A 23,781-nucleotide genomic window follows, 5' to 3' on the forward strand; every position below is an offset into this window, starting at 1 on the left:
ATAAAATTGAAATGAATCAGGATTATATACAACCAGACAATTGGTCAATAATAGAAGAAGGTTTTGATGCCAATCGCGTGAAATCTTCTGAAAGTCTTTTTAGCCTCGGAAATGGCGCTATGGGGCAAAGAGCTAATTTTGAAGAAGATTACTCGGGTGCTACTTTTCAAGGAAGCTATATCGCAGGTGTTTATTATCCCGATAAGACTCGTGTGGGTTGGTGGAAAAACGGCTACCCCGAATACTTCGCGAAGGTTTTGAATGCACCAAATTGGATAGGGATTAAGGTCCTTATTAATGGGGTTTCTCTCGACCTGCATACCTGTCAAAAAGTGTCCGACTTTAAAAGGGTACTTAATATGAAAGAAGGTTTTTATGAACGTTCTTTCAAAGCAGTTCTGTCTAACGGAATCGAAGTTGCTGTTCAAAGTACAAGGCTATTGTCATTAAGTTATGACGAAGTTGGGGCAATCGACTATCAGGTGAGTCCCCTAAATGCTGATGCAGATATCACTTTTATTCCATATCTGGATGCAGGAATTACCAATGAGGATTCTAATTGGGACGATACCTTTTGGGACACTGTATCTGTTTCCGAAGAAAAAAACAAAGCTTTTGTCCATTCTCGTACCATGAAAACAGATTTTAATGTCTGTACTTTTATGGAATCGACAGTATACCTTGACGATACTAAATTTGAGATTTCTGAAAGGATAGCTAAGACAGAAAAAAGTATTGAGTTTTCGTATGCTCTTAAAGTGGCAAAAGGTCAAACAGCATCAATTCACAAATTTGCAGGCTATACTGTTTCAACCAATCATGACATAGAAAACTTAGTCGATGCTGCAAAAACGGTGCTTGAGAAAGCCACAACATTAGGTGTTGATGGACTTCTCTCGGCTCAGAAAAAAGCATGGGCTGCTATCTGGGAAATGGCCGATATTGCGATTGAAGGTGATATAAAAGCACAACAAGGAATTCGGTTTAATATTTTTCAGTTAAATCAGACGTATTTAGGAAAGGACCCACGATTAAATATTGGTCCGAAGGGCTTCACGGGTGAGAAATACGGCGGAAGCACCTATTGGGATACCGAAGCTTATTGTATTCCATTTTATATGGCGACTAAAGACCAAAAGGTAGCGAGAAATTTATTGGAATATCGCTATCATCATCTTGATAAAGCCATTGAAAATGCAGCAAAATTGGGTTTTTCAAATGGAGCCGCATTGTATCCGATGGTAACCATGAATGGTGAGGAAAGTCATAACGAATGGGAAATTACCTTCGAAGAGATTCACCGAAATGGTGCTATCGCATTTTCTATTTTTAATTATGTTCGTTATACAGGCGATTTCACTTACATTCCTGAAAAAGGGTTGGAGGTACTTATTGCCATCGCTCGTTTTTGGCACCAAAGAGCAAATTTTTCCGAAGAAAAGAACAGTCATGTAATTTTAGGAGTTACCGGTCCTAACGAGTACGAAAATAACGTCAATAACAATTGGTATACTAACTATATCGCAGCTTGGTGTATTAATTACGCGATGGAGCAAATAAAGATTATTGAAAGTACTTCGGAAAGTGATTACGTGCGCATCATGCACAAAGTAAAACTGTCGAAATGTGAAATAGGAAAATGGGAGGAAGTAGCTTCCAATATGTTTTTACCTTTTTCTGAAAAGCATCAAGTCTATTTACAACAAGACGGATTTTTGGATAAAGAATTAGTGCCGGTTTCAGAAATGGATCAGGGGCATAGACCTATTAATCAGAAATGGTCATGGGATCGTATTTTACGTTCACCCTATATTAAACAAGCAGATGTACTACAAGGATTCTACTTTTTTGAAGATCACTTTTCAGAAGAACAACTAGAAAGACATTTTGATTTTTATGAACCCTTTACTGTACATGAATCATCGCTATCTCCCTGTGTGCATTCTATTCAGGCGGCTAAGTTAGGACGAATGGACCAGGCGTATGAGTTCTATTTACGAACTTCCCGATTAGATCTGGACGATTATAATCACGAAGTGGAAGAGGGCTGTCATATTACCAGTATGGCAGGCACTTGGATGAGCATTGTAGAAGGTTTTGGCGGAATGCGTGTTGTTGATAATACCTTGTCATTTTCTCCAAAAATCCCAAAGCAATGGAAAACCTATGCTTTTAAAATTAATTTCAGAGGCCAAATGCTGAAAATTTCAATTTGTCATTCCGGCTACACTTTTCATCTGGAAGGTGAGAAGTCACTGGATATTTTGGTTAATGGTAATATAGTTAAAGTAACACCCAACTTAGAAATTACAGTATAATGAAACACTATCTGTTTGTATTTTTTATTATTATGACAACTAACTTATTTGGACAATTAGACCGTATAGAGCCTCCGTTTTGGTGGGAAGGTATGAAGAATAGTGAGGTGGAAGTGCTTTGCTACGGAAAGAATATTTCAGATTATTCGGTTGTTTCTGAAAGTTTGAAAATTTCGGAAATAAAAAAGACTACCAATCCAAATTATCTTTTTGTAACGGTTTCAACTAAAGGTATGAAAGCTGGAATGTATCAGCTTGACTTTCAGAAAAAAGGAAAAACCAGATTCTCACAATCATACGAATTGAAGTCGCGACGAGAAAATTCTGCTCAGAGAAAGGGCTTCGATGCTTCGGATGCGATCTATTTATTAATGCCGGACCGTTTTGCAAATGGCGATCCTTCAATCGATTCTACTACTAGCACTGTGGAAAAAGTCGATAGAACCATTAATGGAGGGCGTCATGGAGGTGATATTCAAGGAATTATTAATCATCTCGATTATATTCATGATCTAGGCTTTACAGCAATTTGGAGTACGCCCTTGCTAGAGGATAATGAACCAACTTATAGTTATCATACCTACGCCCAGAGTGATTACTACAAGATTGATCCTCGTTATGGATCGAACGAATTATATAAGGAGTTGGCTACCGAAATGCATAAACGGGACATGAAATTGATCATGGATTATGTGACTAATCACTGGGGAAGCAAACATTGGATAATTAAAGATCTACCATCCAAAGATTGGATTCACGAATGGGAAGAAGGAGATGAGAACGGATTTCAACGTAGTAATTATAGAATGACCACGCAATACGATCCAAATGCTTCAGAAATTGACGCTAAAGGCTGTATGGATGGGTGGTTTGATACTACCATGCCCGATATGAATCAGGCGAATCCTTTGGTATTGAATTATATGATTCAGAATGCGATCTGGTGGATAGAATATGCAGATCTGGATGGTTTTAGAGTTGACACTTATTCTTATAACGATAAAGACGCAATTGCTAAATGGACAAAAACTATCATGCAGGAATATCCCGATTTCAATATTACGGGTGAAGTTTGGATGCATACCCCTGCAGAGATTGCTTACTGGCAAAAAGATAGTAAGATAGGGGAAATGCAAGGTTATAATTCAGGATTGCCTTCGGTGATGGATTTTACTTTACACGATGCTTTATTAGTGATGTTTAATGAAGAACAAGCTTGGGATACAGGTTTACAGAGAGCGTACGATAATTTTTCGAACGATTTTCTATATCCGGATATCAACAATATTTTAGTTTTTGCAGGAAATCACGATACTAATCGTATTAATGAGATCTACGGAAATAATTTCGAAAAATTTAAAATGGTGATGACTATGATATTTACCGTTCGAGGGATCCCTCAATTTTATTACGGAGATGAAATTGGAATGATGGGCGACAAGAATACAAAAGGCGATGGCGACATTCGAAGAGATTTTCCAGGCGGTTGGCTAGGAGATACGAATAACGCGTTTACCGAAAATGGACGAACAGCAAGTCAGGAAAACTATCATGCGTTTGTAAAAAAAGTACTCAATTGGAGAAAGAAAACTGAAGTAATGCATACTGGAAAATTACTTCATTATATTCCGATGGATGATGTGTATGTGTATTTTCGATATAATGCTTCGGAAAGGGTTATGGTAGTGATAAATAATTCGGAAGTTGAGAAAATTTTGAAACTTGACCGCTTTTATGAAGGTTTAGAAGGCGCAAAAAATGGATTCGATATCATTTCAGAAAATAAGATCGAATTAAGTAAAGAATTAACCATAGCTCCGTTAGGAACTATGATTATTGAACTTAGCAATTAATGAAAAACAGGTTTATCATATTCCTTTTTGTTTTGTCACTTGCAGGCTGTAAGCCAACTACTGACAAGGCAAAGACCAGCGTCATAACTCCTCGAGTACTCTCCGAAGCTGTTTTGGCAGAAGGTCAGCTTCACAGAATAGATAGCTTTCCTTCAAAGTATGTTATGCCAAGAACCGTAGATATTTGGACTCCTAAAGACTATTCCGAAGAAAAAGAATATGCGGTACTTTATATGCATGACGGTCAGAACCTTTTCGATGCGACCACGACCTGGAACAATCAAGAATGGATGATCGATGAACTAGCCTCAAAATTGATGAGTGAAGGTGAGATCAAAGACATAATAGTCGTCGGAATTCATAATATCCCCGAAATACGTCATTACGAATATTTTCCTCGGAAAGCTTTTTTAATGCTTTCTGAAAAAGATCAGGATTCGATTATAAGCGATGCTCGAAAGAACAATTCAGATATTTCATTAAATAGTTTTACGGCCGATGATTATCTGAAGTTTATCGTTGAAGAAGTAAAATCTTATGTAGATGAGAACTTTTCAACGGCAACCGAAAGGGATAATACGGTTATTTCCGGTTCGAGTATGGGAGGATTGATTTCGATGTATGCGATTTGCGAATATCCTGAAGTGTTTGGAGGTGCGGCTTGTATCTCGACGCATTGGCCTGGCTTTATGCCGAAAGAAAACAACCCGATGCCGAACGCATTTTTTAAGTATTTGAACGATAATATCCCGTCTCCCGAAACGCATCAGTTTTATTTCGATTTTGGCACGGAGACGCTGGATCAATACTACCCGCCCTTCGAGAATGACTTGAATACTATTTTTAAAGAGAAAGGGTATTCCGAAGTAAACTACAAAAATCTAAAATTTGAAGGTGCCGACCATTCGGAAGCGTCTTGGCAAAAACGCTTTGATATTCCGTTGAGCATTCTGTTTAAAAAAGAATAATTATGAAATTTTTATATTCCATACTAGCACTTGTATTGCTCATTGCCTGTAAACAATCTGAAGGGCAAACAGCAGAGAAATCAATCATAAATGGAACTGCAACACCAATTTACCTGGACGAAGATGAAGGGGAGATCGTTCTAACAGATTATTTTACAGATACAACTGTAATTGATTCCATTGCTTCCGGGACAGATTTTGAAGCAGCTTTAATCGAAAATAATGCACTCCTACGTTATAAAATGAATCCTGAAACGCCTTTGGTTACCAACCTTAGAATATGGACATCTGGTATTGCAAATGACATTCCTATTTTTAAAAGTACAAAAAAGAGCTTTGAAATTAAGGTGCCTAAATCTTTGGGTGATTTTTCAGAATTACAATTGAAAGGGGAATTTACAAATTGGCAATTACAACCGTTCGAATTGAAGGATAATCAATGGGTTTATACCAATGTTGTCACTCCAGGAGAACATCAATACATTCTGGTAGGTGATGGGATCGAAATGAAGGACCCAACGAATTCGAATAGCATTAGTAATGGAATGGGAGGCACAAACTCTTTGCTTTCTATTGCTACAAACGAAGAAAAAATTCCTTTTCTGAAAACTCAAAATATTTCAGAAGAAGGATTTACACTAACTACTAGTAATCCGGTATTATCTATTGTTGCTTATTCTGATAATCAACGTATCGCTTCAGAAAACATCACTAATCAGAATGATGTGATTTCGATTAAGCTTCCGAAGAACAACTCAAAAAGATCACATATTCGGGTCTATGCAGCGAATGAATTTGGCCGAAGTAATGATGTATTAATACCCCTTTCAGAAGGAAAGATCATTACTAACGCATCGCAATTAGTCAGAACCGATTTTCAAACACAGGTGATGTATTTTTTAATGGTAGATCGTTTTAAAGACGGAGACGCATCAAATACTAAGAAAGTAGTAAATGATAGTATTCTTCCTAAAGCCAATTATTATGGAGGGGATTTACAGGGCGTTTTAGACAAAATAAACGATGGATATTTCAAAGAATTAGGGATTAATACAATTTGGTTATCGCCTATTACTCAGAATCCGGAAGGCGCTTATGGATTATGGCCGGAACCCCTTACCAAATTTTCGGGTTATCACGGATATTGGCCTATAAGTAATACCAAAATTGATTATCGCTTCGGAAGTGAGGCGATTTTTAAGGAACTAATTGCAAAAGCCCATGACAACGGGATGAATGTGATTTTGGATTATGTCGCAAATCACGTTCATAAAGAACACCCACTCTATAAACAACATCCTGATTGGGCGACACAGTTATATTTACCAGACGGCAGCCTTAATACCGAAAGATGGGATGATCATCGGTTAACTACTTGGTTCGATACGTTCATGCCTACCTTAGATTTTAGCAAACCGGAAGTAGTAGAAAAAATGACAGATTCGGCGGCGTATTGGGTTACGCATTACGATTTGGATGGATTTCGCCATGATGCAACCAAACACATTCAGCTTGAGTTTTGGAGAACACTAACCAAAAAAGTAAAAGAACGTACCGACCGACCGATTTTCCAGATCGGTGAGACCTATGGCAGTCCGGAGTTAATTAGAAGTTACATCAACACAGGGATGTTACAGGCGCAATTTGATTTCAACCTATACGATACCGAAGTTAATGCCTTTGCGACCGCAGCTTCTTTCGATCGTTTGGCGACCACTTTAAAACAAGGTTTAGATTATTATGGAAGCCATCATTTAATGGGGAATATTTCCGGAAATCAGGATCGAGCTCGTTTTATCAGTTATGCTTCGGGGGATGTTCGTTTTGATGAAGATGCCAAAAAAGCTGGTTGGACGCGCGAAATTAAAATGAGCGACACCACAGCATATAATAAATTAGCGATGTTGCAGGCTTTCAACTTGACCACTCCGGGAATTCCGTGTATATATTATGGTGATGAATATGGAAGCATTGGAGCCAACGATCCCGACAATCGCAAAATGATGAAATTTGATGATTTGGATGCTCATGAAAAGCAGCTCAAAGCACAGGTGGAAGCACTTATTCATGCCAGAAGAAATTCGATGGCGCTACAATATGGAAGTACAGAAGTGTTGCAGGCAAATGCTACTGCTATGGTGATTAGAAGACATTATTTTAACGATACCGAAACCGTGATTTTTAACAAAGGAACAGAAGCCATCACTTTTGAAGGTATCACGGTTGCTCCCAACAATTATAAGTTAGTGAAACAGTAGAAACACCTATTAATTTAGATAAATAAATTACATATGAAGAAAATTTTCCTGATCTGTTTGCTCGTTGTTATAGTTACCTCGTGCAAAGAAAAGAATACTAAAGATGCAGTAGCGGAAGTTCCGGTTGTTAAGACAATAACCGATGACGTATTGGAAAGTGCTGTAATATATGAGGCTAATATTCGTCAGTATTCTTCGGAAGGGACTTTCGATGCGTTTACAAAAGACATACCTCAATTAAAAGAGCTGGGAGTGAAAGTAATCTGGTTAATGCCGGTTTTTCCTATTTCTGAAACCAAGCGGAAAGCAACAGGTGGTGATTTTGCAAGCTTAATTGAAGATGAAGCTACTCGTGATAGAATGCTCGGTAGTTATTATGCAGTCTCAGATTTTACTAAGGTAAATCCGGAGTTTGGAACCAAAGAGGATTTTCAGGAACTCATTGTTGAGGCTCATAATAATGATATGTATGTGATTCTGGATTGGGTTCCTAATCATACTGGATGGGATCATGTTTGGTTAAAAGATCATCCCGATTTTTACACAAAAAATGCTGACGGTGAAATTACAGATCCATTGAACGAAGACGGAACTCCAGTAGGCTGGGCAGATGTTGCCGATTTAAATTACGACAATAAAGCGTTGTGGGAAGAAATGATCGTTGAAATGAAGTATTGGATTACCGAAGAAGGCGTTGATGGTTTTAGATGTGATGTTGCCGGCTCGGTTCCAGTTGCATTTTGGGAGTATTCCATTCCGAAATTACGCGCTGAAAAGGATATCTTTATGCTAGCCGAAGCTTGGGAACCAGAATTATTAAAAGGTGATACTCTTTTTGATATGGCTTACGCATGGGAAGGACATCATGTGATGAACGAAATAGCTCAGGGCAAAAAGACCGTTTTAGATCTTGATGCTTATATGGTAAAAATGGATAGTGTCTATGAGCAATCGGATATCCTGATGAATTTCGTTACCAATCACGATGAGAATTCATGGAACGGGACTTTAAAAGAACGTATGGGAGATGCTTCAGAAGCAATGACGGCTTTGATTTACTCGCTACCCGGAATGCCTTTGATCTATAGCGGACAAGAATACGATCTGGATCATAGATTATTGTTTTTCGAAAAAGATGAGATTCCTCATACCAAAGGAAAATTCTGGCCTGTTCTTGATAAACTAGGAAGTTTAAAAAACCATAATCCAGCTCTTAATGGCGCTAAGAATAAAGCAAGCTACCAACGAATTTCAACCTCTAAAGATTCGAAAATATTGGCTTTCCGAAGAGATAAAGGAGGGAAGGAATTGATATACATAGCCAATTTAAGTAAAGATTCGGTTAGGTTCACTGTGCCTATTACTGGTGATTTCAAGAATGCAATGAGTGATGAAAATGTAAGTTTTGTTCCAGATGAGCAACATAACCTTGAACCCTGGCAATATTTAATTTTGATTAAGTAACAAATAACACTAAAACCTCTATAAGAGGTTTTTTTTATTCTTTTTATCAACCGAAAACGTTATCGTAACTTAAAGTCATTGCGCATAAAGATTTAAGACTCTATATTTACAGTAATGACTAGTAAAATAAAAAAAGTTGGAGTGTTAACCAGCGGGGGAGATGCTCCCGGAATGAATGCTGCAATTCGTGCAGTTGTTCGATCTTGTGCATATCATAATTTAGAGTGCGTCGGAATCTTTAGAGGATATCAGGGACTAATTGAAGGTGATTTCAAGGATTTGGATGCCCGATCGGTAAAGAACATTATCAACAGGGGAGGAACTTTCTTAAAATCGGCACGATCTAAAGAATTTATGACGGCCGAGGGACGCCAAAAAGCATACGACCATCTTAAAAAAGAAAAGATAGATGCATTAATTGCAATTGGCGGAGACGGAACTTTTAAAGGGGCTATTGTTTTTAATGAAGAACATAATTTTCCAATTATAGGAATCCCGGGAACAATAGACAATGATATTAATGGGACCGATTATACAATTGGTTACGATACGGCATTAAATACCGTTATTGAAGCGATCGATAAAATTAGAGATACTGCAAATTCCCATAATCGTTTATTTCTTGTTGAAGTAATGGGAAGAGACGCTGGCGATATTGCATTAAATGCAGGAATAGGAGCAGGGGCAGAGGAAATTTTAATTCCTGAACAGAATTTAGGACAAGACAGACTTATAGAATCTTTAAGACGAAGTAAACTTTCGGGAAAGACGAGCAGTATTATTGTTGTTTCTGAAGGAGATCAAATAGGAAAAAACATCTTCGGACTAGCAAAATACATTGAGGAAAATCTGGAAGGTTATGAAGTGCGGGTGTCGGTATTAGGGCATATTCAACGTGGTGGTTCGCCAAGTTGTTACGATCGTGTTTTGGCGAGTCGAATGGGAGTTGCAGCCATTGATGCATTATTGGCCAACGAACGTGATGTCATGATTGGCATTGTACACAGTAAAATGGTTTCGGTATCTTTTTCCGAAGCAATAAAAGGAGAAAATAAATTGGATATGGAGTTAATTAGAGTTGCAGATATCACTTCTGTTTAAAAGATAGTAGCAGACTTCGTTTTATTAATAAATTGAAAAAATAGATTATGAGTATTAAAATTGGAATTAATGGTTTTGGACGAATTGGAAGAATAGCTTTCAGAATTGCTTCAAAACATGAAAATATAGAAGTTGTAGCTGTTAATGATTTACTCGATGTAGAACATCTGGCGTATTTGTTAAATTATGATTCTGTTCATGGTAAATATCAAGGAACAGTAGAAGTTAAAAATGGAAATCTGGTTGTAGATGGGAGAACAATACGAGTAACAGCCGAAAGAAATCCGGAAGACTTGAAGTGGGATAAAGTAAATGCAGATATAATATTAGATTGTACCGGTATTTTTACCACTTTAGATTCCGCTGGTGCACACTTAAAAGCGGGTGCCAAGAAAGTAGTTATTTCTGCGCCTTCCAAAGATGCCCCCATGTTTGTTTTGGGAGTGAATGATAAAGATTTGAAAGCAAGTGACAACATAGTTTCAAATGCGTCTTGTACGACCAATTGTCTTGGGCCCTTGGCAAAAATAATAGATGATGAATACGAAATTGTAGAAGGACTTATGACAACCGTTCACGCAACTACAGCGACTCAACTTACTGTAGACGGACCTTCACGTAAAGATTTTAGAGCTGGGAGAAGTGCTTTGTTAAATATTATTCCTGCTTCAACAGGAGCGGCAGTAGCGGTTACCAAGGTAATACCTTCATTGAAAGGTAAACTTACTGGCATGGCATTTCGTGTCCCTACTGCAGATGTATCTGTAGTAGATCTCACTGTAAGAACTAAAAAAGCTGCAAGTTATGACGATATTAAAAAGCTATTCAAAAAAGCTTCAGAAGGTGCATACAAAGGAATAGTAAACTACACTGAAGCACAGGTAGTATCTCAGGATTTTGTAAGTGATCCACATACCTGTACATTTGATGCAGAGGCCGGTATTGCTCTCAATGATAATTTCTTTAAGTTAATAGCGTGGTATGATAATGAGTATGGCTATTCCTCTAAATTAGTGGATCTTGCTGTCCTTGTAGCAACAAAATAGAGATGATTTTAATAACAGATGGTGGTTCTACAAAATGTGATTGGATTTTACTGGATGCTAAAGGAGAGGTAGTACTAAAAACACGTACGGAAGGCCTTAATCCGGCTGTCGTTCCGGAAGAATCATTAATTGAGCGAATTCAATCCAATTCGGATTTGCCTTCACTTTTTAATAAGGAAATTACTTTGGATTTTTATGGGGCGGGTTGTGGTACCAAAACGCCTGCCGCTATTTTACTTACCATTCTTTCTGAATTATTTGTAAACGCGAAGGTTACGGTAAACGAAGACACCGTTGCAGCTGTATATGCCGCTACTACAGAACCGGGAATAGTGTGTATCTTAGGAACAGGGTCAAATAGTTCTTATTTTGATGGGAAGGAAGTTTTTTCAAATGTCGCATCTCTGGGTTATACATTGATGGATGAAGCCAGTGGAAATTACTTCGGAAAACGGCTGCTTAGGGATTATTTTTATAAAAAAATGCCGTCAGTATTAGCAACCGAATTTGAAAAACGCTTTAATCTCGATCCCGATGAGATTAAACTGAATCTCTACAAAAGACCGAACCCTAATATGTATTTAGCTTCGTTTGCAGAGTTTATTTTCAACCCTGGGGAAGAAAGGCCTAATGCTGCCGGAGATATTAATGGTTACTTTTATAAATTGATTAGTGAGGGAATCCTTAAATTTATAGAATATCGTATTCTTTGTTATAAAGAGGCTCAACATGTTCCCATTCACTTTATTGGTTCTATCGCCTACTTTAGTGAAGATATTATTCGTGATTGCATGAAACCATATCATTTGGAACTAGGTAATATTATTCGTCGACCTATCGACGGACTAATCGCGTACTATAAAGCGAATAGATTGAAACCGGAATAATCTATTCGAAATTGATAAGGGTATATTTAATTCTGAAAAAAGTAAATTAATCGAGTCTAGCGAATGCTATGTTCATAAATAATATGAAATGTCATTACCAGCCATAAATCCCACTACTACTCAAGCATGGAAAAAGCTTCAAGCTCATTTCAAGGAAGTAGAAAATTTGAAAATGCAGAATGTTTTTTCGGAAGAACCCGAAAGAGCTAACAAGTTTTCAATAGACTGGCAGGATTTCTATTTAGATTATTCTAAGAATAGGATCACTTCAGAAACCATAAAACTTTTAGTAGAATTAGCTAAAGAAGCTGGATTAAAAGAAGCCATTCAGCAACAATTTTCGGGAGCACGAATTAATGAGACGGAAGATAGAGCTGTACTTCACACTGCACTTCGTGATTTCAATGATATGAAACCTGAGGTTAAGGAAACACTTCAGAAGATGAAGGCTTTTTCCGAAGAGATTATTAGTGGAAATTGGAAGGGATATACAGGAAAACCTATTAAGACTATTGTCAATATTGGAATTGGGGGGAGCGATCTGGGTCCTGACATGGTGACGGAATCCTTAAAGTTTTATAAAAACCATTTGGATGTAAAATATATTTCGAACGTAGATGGAGATCACGTTATGGAAGTATTAATGACGTTGGATAGAGAAACCACTCTTTTTATTATTGTTTCAAAGACATTTACCACTCAGGAAACATTGACGAATGCCAATACCACGAGAAGTTGGTTTTTAGAGAAAGCAGAAGAAAAAGCCATTGGTAGTCATTTTGTTGCCGTTTCTACGAATATTGAGGCCGTGAAGAACTTCGGAATTGCTTCCGAGAATATCTTCCCTATGTGGGATTGGGTTGGAGGTCGTTTTTCACTTTGGAGCGCAGTAGGCTTGTCGAGCTGTTGTGCGGTTGGATATTCCAATTATGAAGCCATGTTGAAAGGGGCACATGAAATGGATCAACATTTTGAAAAGACGGAATTTTCAGAAAATATTCCCGTAGTATTAGCATTAGTATCTATTTGGTATTCAAATTTTTTCGCTTCGGAAACGGAAGCGGTAATTCCATATTCTCAATACCTTACTAAGTTAGTATCTTATTTACAGCAGGCTTTCATGGAAAGTAATGGTAAGAGTACCGATAGAAACGGAGAGAAAGTTTCATACAATACAGGAAGCATTGTTTGGGGTAGTACCGGGACTAATTCTCAGCACGCATTTTTTCAATTGTTGCATCAAGGTACAAGATTGGTTCCCATTGATTTTATTTTGTTTTCTGAATCATGTTATGGTCAAAAGGAGCATCAGGAGAAACTCGCAGCAAACTGCCTCGCACAATCGGAAGCTTTAATGGAAGGGAATACAGCTACTTCCGAAGAAAATAATTACAAAAAATTTGAAGGAAATAAGCCATCTAATACCTTGTTAATAAAAAAGTTAACGCCACGTAATTTGGGGAGCTTATTAGCGATGTATGAGCATAAATTATTTGTTAAAGGTATTATATTCAATATTTACAGTTTTGATCAATGGGGTGTTGAGCTAGGTAAAAACATTGCAAAAAATACTTTACACGCAATACAATCCGATGGATCGACTAAAAATCCATCTACTAATAATCTACTGAAACGATTAAAATAGAAATCGTTTTTATTTATTTCTTTACTTTTTAGTATAAGTACTTAGGTTTTTCTACTTTTATGTTTTAACCAAATTAAACCAAAAAATTATGGGAAAACTAGATGATTCCACACAAAATTCCATTTCATTATCGACGGCGCAATCCTACGTGGACGAATGGAGAGGTGAAGAATCTACTTACAATAAGTATAACGAATGTAAAGGTTTTTTAATTCCAGCTTCCGATCTTCAGGATTTATTGGATGAAATGAATAGTCAGACAGGCAATCAATTTGTTAGAGCATACCTCGGTGTAAATCCAACTACGCAAAAAGAAAAGTTAGTTTTAGTTGCAACAACGCCTCCTTCATCGCCAGGTTCTACGGTGTACAAGGACATGATTACCGGTTATAACGGCACGGGACTTATTTACGACTTTACTGAGCCAGTTCCTCCGGGATCCGATCCATTAAGTCCGTTAAATTAAGAATGGACAACTTTTTTAAGTTACTTTCAGATATAGTCGTGTATTTATCATGGTTCTATCCAATACTTTATATCAAAGGCTTTGCAAAAAACAGCAAGGCCTTTAAAATTTTCACCGTTTATTTGGTGGGAATTGCGATTGTTCAGTTTTTATTATATCTATCAAATAGGGTTTTGAAACTGGATTCAAACTTATTTTTGTTTATTTATTACTTTATTTTTCAGTTTCTCACTTTATCATTTTTTTATAAAACTTTGCTGGGCTATCGCTGGATTTATGTAGTTACAGGAATCGCATTGCTATTTTTTGGTATGCAATACATTAATGATCCACAAATGTATTATCGCTATAATCCTCTGGGAGTCACTGTTTCTCAATCTATCATAGTGTTATATACGCTACTGTATTTCTACAGACGTTTGTCTAGTAAAGGAGAATTTTTAATTGTGAATGTAGGTGTGTTCTTTTACCTTTTGTCCAGTATATTAATCTTTGCTTCAGGAAATTTAGTCTTTAATTTGGACTTTCCGAGAAGTACAGTCACGATGTTGGGAAGGGCAAATAATATTTTTTTCTTTATTTTTCAGATATTAATAATGACCGAATGGTTTCGTAACTATTTTATTGTAAAAAAGCCGATTGATTAATGGAAGATATTCTTCAAAGTGAAAATCAAATTCAGAATTTGATATTTATGGTACTAGTTGTTATGGTCTTAATGGCAGTAGCAATCGTTGCTTTTTTCTATTTTTCCAGGAAAAAAATTGTAAAGACCGAACTTGAGAAAGCTAATATGCAAATTGAACATCAAAAGGAGGTTATTCAATCTACCTTAATCACACAGGAAGCTGAGAGGAAACGTATAGCACAGGATCTGCATGATGCCATTAGCTCTAAATTGAACATTGTATCGTTGAATGCTAATTTCCTAACCGAAGGAGATATTTCTATGGATGATGTCCATAAATTTGGAACTAGTATTCTAAAAGTAACTACAACGGTTTTAGAAAGTTCCCGGCAAATTGCACATGATTTATTACCACCTACCTTAGAAAAATTTGGTCTGGCCGAAGCACTGGATGAACTTTGTGATGAAGCAGGTGAATCGGGAGCATTTAAAGTAGAAAGAAGTTTAAATTATAATGAAAAAGATCTTTCTGAAGTGCAAGAGCTTCATCTTTTTAGAATAGTACAGGAGCTGTTTAGTAATTCCATCAAGTATGCTATTCCTACAATTATAACACTTAATGTTGAAAGTAAAGAAAACACAGTATCTTTACTTTATAGTGACAATGGAAAAGGCTTTGACCTTTCCGAAGCAAAAAAAGCGAAAGGTTTAGGACTAAGCGGTATGGAGAACAGAGCTGTAATATTAAATGGAGTGCTTTCTATAAAAAGTAGCCCGGGAAATGGAATTGAAGTGATGGTAAATGTCACGAAATAAATAAATTGATAAATTCAACTAATTAAATGACTATAAATCTAGTTATAGCAGATGATGAAGAATTGTTTCGGGTAGGAATGGTACATATCCTATCGCGCGATGAAGATATAAATGTAATGTACGAAGCTTCCAATGGCAAAGAACTACTCGATTTTCTTGCAGGTTGCGACCCATTACCCGATTTGATTATTACAGACATTAAGATGCCGGAACTCAATGGCGTTGAAGCTACCAAGATAATTTCTCAAGCATATCCTGAAGTAGGTATCATTGCGCTAACTACCTATAATACAAAGGCATTTATTAGAAACATGATCGACGTGGGTGCGAGTGCATATTTGGTAAAAAACTCATCGCCTAGCAAGGTAATCCACACAATTAAACAGGTCTTTTTTAAAGGTTTTTATTACGATAAACACGTTATGGATATTTTGAATGATGCAAACTCTTCAAAAAATCGTGTAGAAGACAAATCGGTATTCGATCAACATTTTTTAACGCCAAGAGAATTAGAAGTGTTAGAATATATATGTAAACAATACACAACACATGAAATAGCCGAAAAGCTTTTTATTAGCCCGCGAACTGTGGAAGTACACCGCAAGAACCTCCTTGAAAAAACTCAGGTGAGAAATATCGCAGGCTTGGTAATCTATGCCATCAACAATGATCTCATTCCACCAATAATAATCGATTAGAATACCTATCTTTACGTACATCGACTCCCACATTGAACTAATTTATGCTTACAAAAGTATATGGGAGTGCCGTTTTTGGTGTAGAAGCCACTACCATCACCGTCGAAGTTAATGTAGATATCGGAATTGGATATCACCTTGTAGGATTACCCGATATTGCCATAAAAGAAAGCAATTTTAGAATTGCCGCCGCACTTCAAAATAACGGTTTTAGAATCCCCGGTAAAAAACTAATCTTAAATATGTCTCCCGCCGATCTTCGGAAGGAAGGTTCTGCTTACGATCTTACCTTAGCCATGGGGATTCTCGTTGCTACAGGGCAGCTCGATGCTCGTCATCCATTGGAAGAATACATCATAATGGGGGAATTGTCATTGGATGGAACTCTTCAGCCAATACGAGGCGCGTTACCTATTGCAATTAAGGCTAAAGAAGAAGGATTTAAAGGATTTATTCTTCCGAAGCAAAACGCAAAAGAAGCTGCTATTGTCGAAGGATTGGCTGTCTTCGGAATAGATTCTATAAAACAGGTAATCGATTTCTTTTCTGAAGGAATTGAATTGGAAGAAACAATCGTTGATATGAAAGCAGAATTCTATGAGCACCTCGCTAATCCGGAATTCGATTTTGCCGATGTGAAAGGGCAGGAGTCCATAAAACGCTGCATGGAAATCGCAGCAGCTGGAGGACATAACATTATCCTAATCGGCCCTCCAGGTTCGGGAAAAACGATGCTTGCGAAACGATTACCTAGTATTCTTCCGCCAATGAGTTTGCATGAATCTTTGGAAACTACCAAGATTCACAGCGTGGCTGGCAGAACCATGAATAAAGGCGGGATCATGACTTCAAGACCATTCCGAAGTCCTCATCATACTATTAGTGATGTTGCCTTGGTTGGTGGTGGAACCTATCCACAACCGGGTGAAATTTCCTTAGCTCATAATGGCGTACTTTTCTTAGACGAACTGCCTGAATTTAAAAGGGGTGTTTTAGAAGTACTTAGACAACCGTTGGAGGACAGGGATGTAACAATTTCCCGAGCGAAATTTACGGTTACGTATCCGTCGAGTTTTATGTTAGTTGCGAGTATGAATCCTAGTCCGGGAGGCTATTTCAACGATCCCGATGCTCCTGTAACATCTTCGCCTGCTGAAATGCAGCGATATTTAAGTAAAGTTTCCGGACCATTATTAGATAGAATTGATATCCATATTGAAGTAACACCTGTTCCTTTTGAAAAGTTGAGCGATACCCGAAAAGGCGAGTCCAGCATTGAGATTCGTGAACGTGTTACTAAGGCACGACAGCTTCAGACGGATCGGTTTGTAATGTTTGAAAACATACATTACAATGCTCAAATGGGAGTAAAGCAAATTAGAAAATATTGCGCATTAGATGAAGCTTCTTTATCTCTTCTGAAGACAGCGATGGAGCGTTTAAACTTATCGGCACGAGCCTACGATCGAATATTAAAAGTATCCCGCACCATAGCAGATTTGGAAGCTTCGGAAGTAATCGATGGCAACCATATTTCCGAAGCTATACAATATCGAAGTCTCGATAGAGATGGGTGGTTTGGCTGATAATTTGCCCTGGAATGTCAAATAATCAAGTAACTTTTATTTAGGACTAGCCAAATGCTTTCAATTTCAATTAGGCCGATTTCACCTTTGTTATTTTTGAGCGAATAGGAACTAGTTTTAATACTACTATTAATGATTATATAGAGTTTGTCAAGATATAATTCACCGTCTATACAAGGTATAAGGTAAAGTGTATCCTCTAATATCTTTTTTAATGAAATCTGTTGTCCAATAATAATTTCAGTAACGTTTGTATTATTTTTTTCTGAAAAGGTATTTACGAATACGGAAATGTTTCGGTTTGTATTGACAAGCTTAGTCTTAAATAGAGGTTGAAGCGAATTTTGAAATGTAGAATTTACTTTAGAATTTGACGGATATACACCATCTTCGGTTTTTAGATCTTCTTCAAAAAAAATATAATTTAGATCAAGATTATATTCTTCACAAAGCAAAAGAACTTTACTAAAATCTACCGTGTCTCTCTTCTTCCAGGTTGACAATGTATTGTGTTTAATTTCAAGGATTTTACATAAATCTTTATCCTTCGTGATGTTCAACTCCTGTTTCAATCTTTCAATTAAATTGTTTGTTTTTTTAAATATTTAACATTTTTTTAAGAAAAAATCTTGTATATTAGATTTTAATAGATAAAATTAGCACTTTATCGATAAAAAAGAATTAGCTTTGTTTAGTGATTTAAAAATAAAATTAAAGGATTAGTACAATTTAGTTTTCAAAAAGCTAAACATATTCTATTTTTTCAATTTTGAAAATCAGTTTACAAAATCTCCCCGGAATACTTTAAATACCATTATAAATAGATGGCTTTTCATCCTTTGATGAAGAGGTATTTAAAATCAAACTTTATTGACAAGAGAAATAATTAGTAACCTACCTAATTTTTTTTATTATGAAAAGTATACTACCCCAAAAAGAATACTTATGTAATGCAAATGCCTTTCTAGTATTTGTTGTATTTATTTTTTCGACACAATTTATTGATGCGCAGACTAAGGTTCTAGCGAATTCAGTAACATTTCAAAATCATGTAGAGAATGCAGATAATGCGTTATTGGATGATAATACTTCTGCCACTTCCAACTCCTATGGCGGTGTAGTAGTAGGAGTAGGTAATTATAGTGGAGAATTAGAGTTAGGCTTTCCCACAATGATTCCAGCTAACACAACTACGTATGTCAAAATTGATATGGATATAGATCTATTGAATGCTTTGTTGGGAGGAAGTTTAGGAACCTTATTAGGAGACGTTATTGGAACCGTTATTTTTGGAAATCATTATTTCAATATTGAGGCAAGAAACGGCCCTGCAACTGTTTTATCATACTCTTGTGATATACCGCCTTATGACAGAAAATTTAGAATTGTACAAGATGCAGCAGGCGATTTTTATATCGCGATCACTCCCGATTTTGATTATGATAGAATTTATATTGAAGATAATACAGATGCACTGTTAGTTGGGACTTACAATAGTATGGAAGTTTTTAATGCTTTTTACTTTACAGACAATCAATGTAATATCGATCCTCTTTTTACAGATTACGATGGTAATGGAATCACCCTAGATATTATTAATATTGGAGGCGCGGGCGTTACTAACCCAGAACATATCATAGACGAAGACGTGGAAACGTATTCCGAGATAAGTTTAGGTGTTATTGGCGTACTAGCGTCTATGGAACAAAATGTTTACTTTCCGGCGCCATATAGCCCTGTAGAAGAATTTAGCATTACGTTGAAAACAAATCCCACTCTAGTCACTCTTGGAATTTTAAACAATGTGGATGTAAAAGCTTTTAACGGTGCTACTGAAGTCTACACAACAGATTTGTATAGCATTCTGAGTATGGATCTTCTTACTCTCCTACAAAATGGGGAAGAAGCAACGGTTGTCTTTGCTCCTGGGGTTTCCTTTGATAGAATAACGATTGGTCTTAGATCATTGTTAAATGTAAATATTGCCCAATCATTAGACGTATTTGAAATATCTGTTGTAGGTCCTCCTACACCTACGACTGGTGATGATACTCAGGAATTTTGTGCAATCGATAATCCTATTATCTCAGATATTCAAGTAAATGAAGCAAATATAATTTGGTATGATGCTCCAATTGACGGAAACCAACTAGATCCTAATCTTAGTCTCGTCGATGGAATAGAATATTATGCCGCTCATTTTTTAAACGGCTGCGAAAGTGATATGCGATTGGTAATAACTGTCGCCATCAACAATACGGCTACACCAACTACCACGAACTCCGATCAGGAATTTTGTGTGGTAAATGAACCTACAATTGCAGATCTTCAGGCAACTGGACCTAATATCGTGTGGTATGATGCTCCTACAAATGGAACGGCATATACATCGAGTGATCCATTAATAGATGGTCAAACCTATTATTCAACTGCTACAGATTCTAGTGGTTGTGAGAGTTCAGAACGATTGTCAGTGAATATAACAATAAACGATACGGCTACACCAACAACCACGAACACCGATCAGGAGTTTTGTCTGGTAAATGAGCCCACAATTACGGATCTTCAGGCAACTGGACCTAATATAGTGTGGTATGATGCTCCTACAAATGGAACGCCATATGTATCTAGCGATTCATTAATTGATGGTCAGTCTTATTATGCAGCTGCTACAGATACTAGTGGTTGTGAAAGTTCTGTTCGATTGGCTGTGAATGTTACAATTGAAGATACTGCTACGCCTACAACAACGAATACCGACCAGGATTTTTGTTTGGTGGATGAACCTACAGTTGCTGATCTTGAGGCAACTGGACCTAATATCGTGTGGTATGATGCTCCTACAAATGGAACGGCATATGCATCTAGCGATTCATTAATTGATGGTCAGTATTATTATGCAGCTGCTACCGATTCAAGTGGTTGTGAAAGTTCAGTGAGATTAGCAGTGAATGTAGAAATAAAAGATACCGCAACGCCAACGACTACAAATAACGATCAGGAATTTTGTTTGGTAGATGAACCTACAGTTGCTGATCTTGAGGCAACGGGACCTAATATTGTGTGGTATGATGCTCCTACCAATGGAACGGCATATGCATCTAGCGATTCATTAATTGATAGTCAGACTTATTATGCAGCTGCTACAGATACAAGTGGTTGTGAGAGTTCAGTTCGATTGGCTGTGAATGTTACAATTGAAGATACTGCAACGCCTACAACTACAAACACTGATCAGGAGTTTTGTGTGGTAGATGAACCTACAGTCGCTGATCTTGAGGCTACGGGGCCTAATGTGGTATGGTATGATGCTCCATCTGGAGGTACACCCTATGCAACTGGTGATTTGTTAATTGATGGCGAGACTTATTATGCAGCTGCTACAGATACAAGTGGTTGTGAAAGTTCAGTGAGATTAGCAGTGATTATAGAAATAAAAAATACTGCAACGCCAGCGACTACAAATTCCGACCAGGAGTTTTGCTTGATAAATGAACCTACAATAGCAGATCTTCAGGCAACGGGACCTAATATTGTATGGTATGATGCTCCCTATAGCGGCACACCTTACGCACCTTATGATTCGTTAATTGATGGTCAGACTTATTATGCAGCGGCTACAGATGTAAGTGGTTGTGAAAGTTCAGTACGCTTGGCTGTGAATGTTACAATTGAAGATACTGCAATGCCTACAACTACTAATACCAATCAGGAATTTTGTGTAGTGGATGAACCAACTGTAGCTGATCTTCAGACTACTGGACCAAATGTGGTATGGTATGATGCTCCAATTGGAGGAACACCTTTCGCATCGACTGATTCGTTGATTGATGGTCAGACTTATTACGCATCAGCAACAGATACTAATGGTTGTGAGAGTTCAGTGCGATTGGCCGTAAATGTTACTACCAATGATACAGCTACGCCAATCACCTCAAACAATGTACAGGTATTTTGTGTTGAGGATAATCCCACTATAGTAAATTTAGAAACAACGGGACCTAATGTGGTATGGTATAACGCTCCATCTGGTGGAACTCCTTATGCAAATAGTGATTTATTAATTGATGGTCAGACTTATTATGCTACGGCTACTAATACTAGTGGTTGTGAGAGTTCAGAACGATTGGTTGTGAATGTGATAATCAATGCTTCGATTGAAGCCACATTAGTTTCTAATGGTCCTGGAAATGTATGTTTGGATACTTCCACAATATACAGCACAGAACATGGTAATAATAACTATATCTGGAATTTTGTGGGAGGAGATCTCGTAAATGGTGGAGGTCCTAATGATGATTATATCGAAATCTTTTGGACGACAACAACGGATACATGGTTAAGTGTTTCATATGATTCTGTTTCAAGTTGTATTTCAGGAGACATAGTTACATTTGTAGAATCTGTAATTGTTTGTGCTGATATTACCATCGATATAACGGTAAGCGACCTTGAACCTATTGTAGGCGATAATGTAGATTTTACAATTGAAGTGAGTAATTCTGGTCCTAATGAATTTACTACACTCGAAATTCAGGAACAACTTCCTTCCGGCTATGACTTTATAGATTATAATGTATCTGTTGGAGATTATTCTCATGTTTCAGGTGTATGGAATATTGATGTCCTACTGCCAAATGATACAGTTATTCTTACAATTACTGCTGAAGTTTTAGACAACGGGGATTATCTGAATATTGCTACAATCTTAAATTCAGATCCAATTGATTCGGACACTTCTAATAATTCTGCCGAAGTAGCAACGATACCAGTTTGTTTGACTGTGTATAATCAATTCTCTCCGAATGGGGATGGAGTCAATGATCAATTTGTTATAAACTGTATTGAGAATTGGCCTGACAACAGTCTGAAGGTGTTTAATAGATATGGAAGTCTAATTTATGAAAAAAATAGTTATGACAACTCTTGGAGCGGTCATGCAAACGTGGATAACACGAAAGGAAAAGATGAAATTCTGCCTTCAGACACCTACTTCTACGTCCTTGAAATGGGCGATAGAGAAAAGTCAAAGACAGGATGGTTATTCATAGTAAAATAACTTTTCTAGACGAAAATAATATGCACCAAGTTTACCCCCCTAAATTCTACTTATATGAAACGTCATTTTCAATTAAATAGTACTGGAATTCTGATTGTACTTATGTTAATAACCTTAAAAAGTTATTCTCAACAGAATCCACAATACACTCAGTATATTTTTAATACCATGAGTATTAACCCCGGATATACTGGCTCTTTAGGAACGCTAGATGCTGTAGCTACATACCGTGATCAATGGATGGGTATGGAAGGAGCACCGGTTACACAAAACCTGGCGCTACATAGCCCATTAAAGTATGAAAAAGTGGGCGTTGGTCTGAACCTACAAAATGATAAGATTGGTCCTGCTTCCGAGTTTTATGCAGATGCTAATTTTGCCTATACACTTCAATTAAGCGCCCGTCTCAAATTAGGATTGGGAATTAAAGCCGGAGCAAAGATTTTCAATGTAGATTTTTCTAAAGGGGAGTTTCAAAACCCTGGGTCTGATCCATTGAATGAAAATGTGCAGGGCAATGTATCAACTACTTTAGGTGCCGGAGCATATTTATATGCTGACAATTGGTATTTAGGATTTTCGATCCCCGATTTTATTTCAAACAAATACTATAGTGATATAGAAATGTCGGTCGCAGAAGAATCAATACATTATTATCTTATCGCCGGATATGTTTTTGAGATAAACCCTGAGCTACGTTTCAAGCCTACCTTATTAGCAAAGTACCTACATGGCTTTCCTTTGGTTGTTGACTTTTCTGCTAACTTTCTTATAATGGATAAGTTTACAATTGGTGCTTCTTATCGATATGATGATTCGGTAAGTGGCCTCGCCGGACTTAGTTTCATGAAAGGGGTTTTTGTGGGGTATTCATACGATTATACTTTAACTGATCTCAAAAATTATAATTCGGGTACCCACGAATTAATATTGCGATACACGCTTCCTCAAAGGAACAGAAGGATTAATTCTCCAAGGTATTTTTAAA

General features: G+C 37.1%; 17 protein-coding genes. 16 read left to right on the plus strand and 1 reads right to left on the minus strand.

The window, feature by feature from the left end; translation table 11 throughout:
- Window positions 1-11: 11 nt before the first annotated feature.
- The 14 genes from BXY75_RS10855 to BXY75_RS10920 all read left to right on the plus strand — a co-directional run bounded on the left by BXY75_RS10855 (window position 12) and on the right by BXY75_RS10920 (window position 17,734).
- Window positions 12-2,318 (plus strand): glycoside hydrolase family 65 protein, encoded by a 2,307-nt coding sequence (locus tag BXY75_RS10855; protein ID WP_121907958.1) that lies wholly within the window; start codon window positions 12-14, stop codon window positions 2,316-2,318.
- Window positions 2,318-4,171 (plus strand): glycoside hydrolase family 13 protein, encoded by a 1,854-nt coding sequence (locus BXY75_RS10860; RefSeq protein WP_121907772.1) that lies wholly within the window; start codon window positions 2,318-2,320, stop codon window positions 4,169-4,171. Before BXY75_RS10855 ends, BXY75_RS10860 begins: the two co-directional genes overlap by 1 nt.
- On the plus strand, window positions 4,171-5,139 hold the full coding sequence (locus tag BXY75_RS10865; RefSeq protein WP_121907773.1) for an alpha/beta hydrolase-fold protein: 969 nt from the start codon (window positions 4,171-4,173) through the stop codon (window positions 5,137-5,139). Before BXY75_RS10860 ends, BXY75_RS10865 begins: the two co-directional genes overlap by 1 nt.
- 2 nt (window positions 5,140-5,141) lie before the next feature.
- The gene (locus BXY75_RS10870) at window positions 5,142-7,397 is read left to right on the plus strand and encodes an alpha-amylase family glycosyl hydrolase (RefSeq protein ID WP_121907774.1); all 2,256 of its coding nucleotides are present in this window, start codon (window positions 5,142-5,144) and stop codon (window positions 7,395-7,397) included.
- 33 nt (window positions 7,398-7,430) lie between these two features.
- On the plus strand, window positions 7,431-8,861 hold the full coding sequence (locus tag BXY75_RS10875) for an alpha-amylase family glycosyl hydrolase (RefSeq protein ID WP_121907775.1): 1,431 nt from the start codon (window positions 7,431-7,433) through the stop codon (window positions 8,859-8,861).
- A 114-nt stretch (window positions 8,862-8,975) separates the two neighbouring features.
- On the plus strand, window positions 8,976-9,962 hold the full coding sequence (gene pfkA / locus BXY75_RS10880; RefSeq protein ID WP_121907776.1) for a 6-phosphofructokinase: 987 nt from the start codon (window positions 8,976-8,978) through the stop codon (window positions 9,960-9,962).
- A 47-nt stretch (window positions 9,963-10,009) separates the two neighbouring features.
- Window positions 10,010-11,008: a type I glyceraldehyde-3-phosphate dehydrogenase gene (gene gap, locus BXY75_RS10885; RefSeq protein ID WP_211331817.1), complete on the plus strand. Its 999-nt coding sequence runs from the start codon at window positions 10,010-10,012 to the stop codon at window positions 11,006-11,008.
- A gap of 2 nt (window positions 11,009-11,010) precedes the next feature.
- On the plus strand, window positions 11,011-11,895 hold the full coding sequence (locus BXY75_RS10890; RefSeq protein WP_121907778.1) for an N-acetylglucosamine kinase: 885 nt from the start codon (window positions 11,011-11,013) through the stop codon (window positions 11,893-11,895).
- An 88-nt stretch (window positions 11,896-11,983) separates the two neighbouring features.
- Window positions 11,984-13,540: a glucose-6-phosphate isomerase gene (pgi, locus tag BXY75_RS10895; RefSeq protein ID WP_121907779.1), complete on the plus strand. Its 1,557-nt coding sequence runs from the start codon at window positions 11,984-11,986 to the stop codon at window positions 13,538-13,540.
- Between the two features lie 88 nt (window positions 13,541-13,628).
- A complete protein-coding gene (locus BXY75_RS10900) occupies window positions 13,629-14,006 on the plus strand; it encodes a hypothetical protein (RefSeq protein WP_121907780.1) in 378 nt (125 codons plus the stop codon).
- 2 nt (window positions 14,007-14,008) lie between these two features.
- Complete coding sequence (locus BXY75_RS10905) at window positions 14,009-14,653, plus strand: hypothetical protein (RefSeq protein ID WP_121907781.1); 645 nt, start codon at window positions 14,009-14,011, stop codon at window positions 14,651-14,653.
- A complete protein-coding gene (locus tag BXY75_RS10910; RefSeq protein WP_121907782.1) occupies window positions 14,653-15,450 on the plus strand; it encodes a sensor histidine kinase in 798 nt (265 codons plus the stop codon). Before BXY75_RS10905 ends, BXY75_RS10910 begins: the two co-directional genes overlap by 1 nt.
- Before the next feature lie 26 nt (window positions 15,451-15,476).
- The gene (locus BXY75_RS10915) at window positions 15,477-16,148 is read left to right on the plus strand and encodes a response regulator transcription factor (RefSeq protein ID WP_121907783.1); all 672 of its coding nucleotides are present in this window, start codon (window positions 15,477-15,479) and stop codon (window positions 16,146-16,148) included.
- 44 nt (window positions 16,149-16,192) lie between these two features.
- Window positions 16,193-17,734 carry a YifB family Mg chelatase-like AAA ATPase gene (locus BXY75_RS10920; protein WP_121907784.1) on the plus strand — a complete coding sequence of 514 codons (1,542 nt, stop codon included), beginning with the start codon at window positions 16,193-16,195 and terminating at the stop codon, window positions 17,732-17,734.
- Between the two features lie 17 nt (window positions 17,735-17,751).
- Here BXY75_RS10920 and BXY75_RS10925 read toward each other — a convergent pair whose 3' ends face one another.
- Window positions 17,752-18,306: a helix-turn-helix domain-containing protein gene (locus BXY75_RS10925; RefSeq protein ID WP_170152881.1), complete on the minus strand. Its 555-nt coding sequence runs from the start codon at window positions 18,304-18,306 to the stop codon at window positions 17,752-17,754.
- 341 nt (window positions 18,307-18,647) lie between these two features.
- On the opposite strand from BXY75_RS10925, the gene BXY75_RS10930 reads away from it, so the two are divergent.
- Window positions 18,648-22,793: an Ig-like domain-containing protein gene (locus BXY75_RS10930; protein WP_121907786.1), complete on the plus strand. Its 4,146-nt coding sequence runs from the start codon at window positions 18,648-18,650 to the stop codon at window positions 22,791-22,793.
- 54 nt (window positions 22,794-22,847) lie between these two features.
- Window positions 22,848-23,780 carry a PorP/SprF family type IX secretion system membrane protein gene (locus BXY75_RS10935; RefSeq protein WP_121907787.1) on the plus strand — a complete coding sequence of 311 codons (933 nt, stop codon included), beginning with the start codon at window positions 22,848-22,850 and terminating at the stop codon, window positions 23,778-23,780.
- Window position 23,781: the final 1 nt, after the last annotated feature.

The sequence above is a fragment of the Ulvibacter antarcticus genome, from assembly GCF_003688405.1.
GTDB classification, from domain to species: Bacteria; Bacteroidota; Bacteroidia; order Flavobacteriales; family Flavobacteriaceae; genus Ulvibacter; species Ulvibacter antarcticus.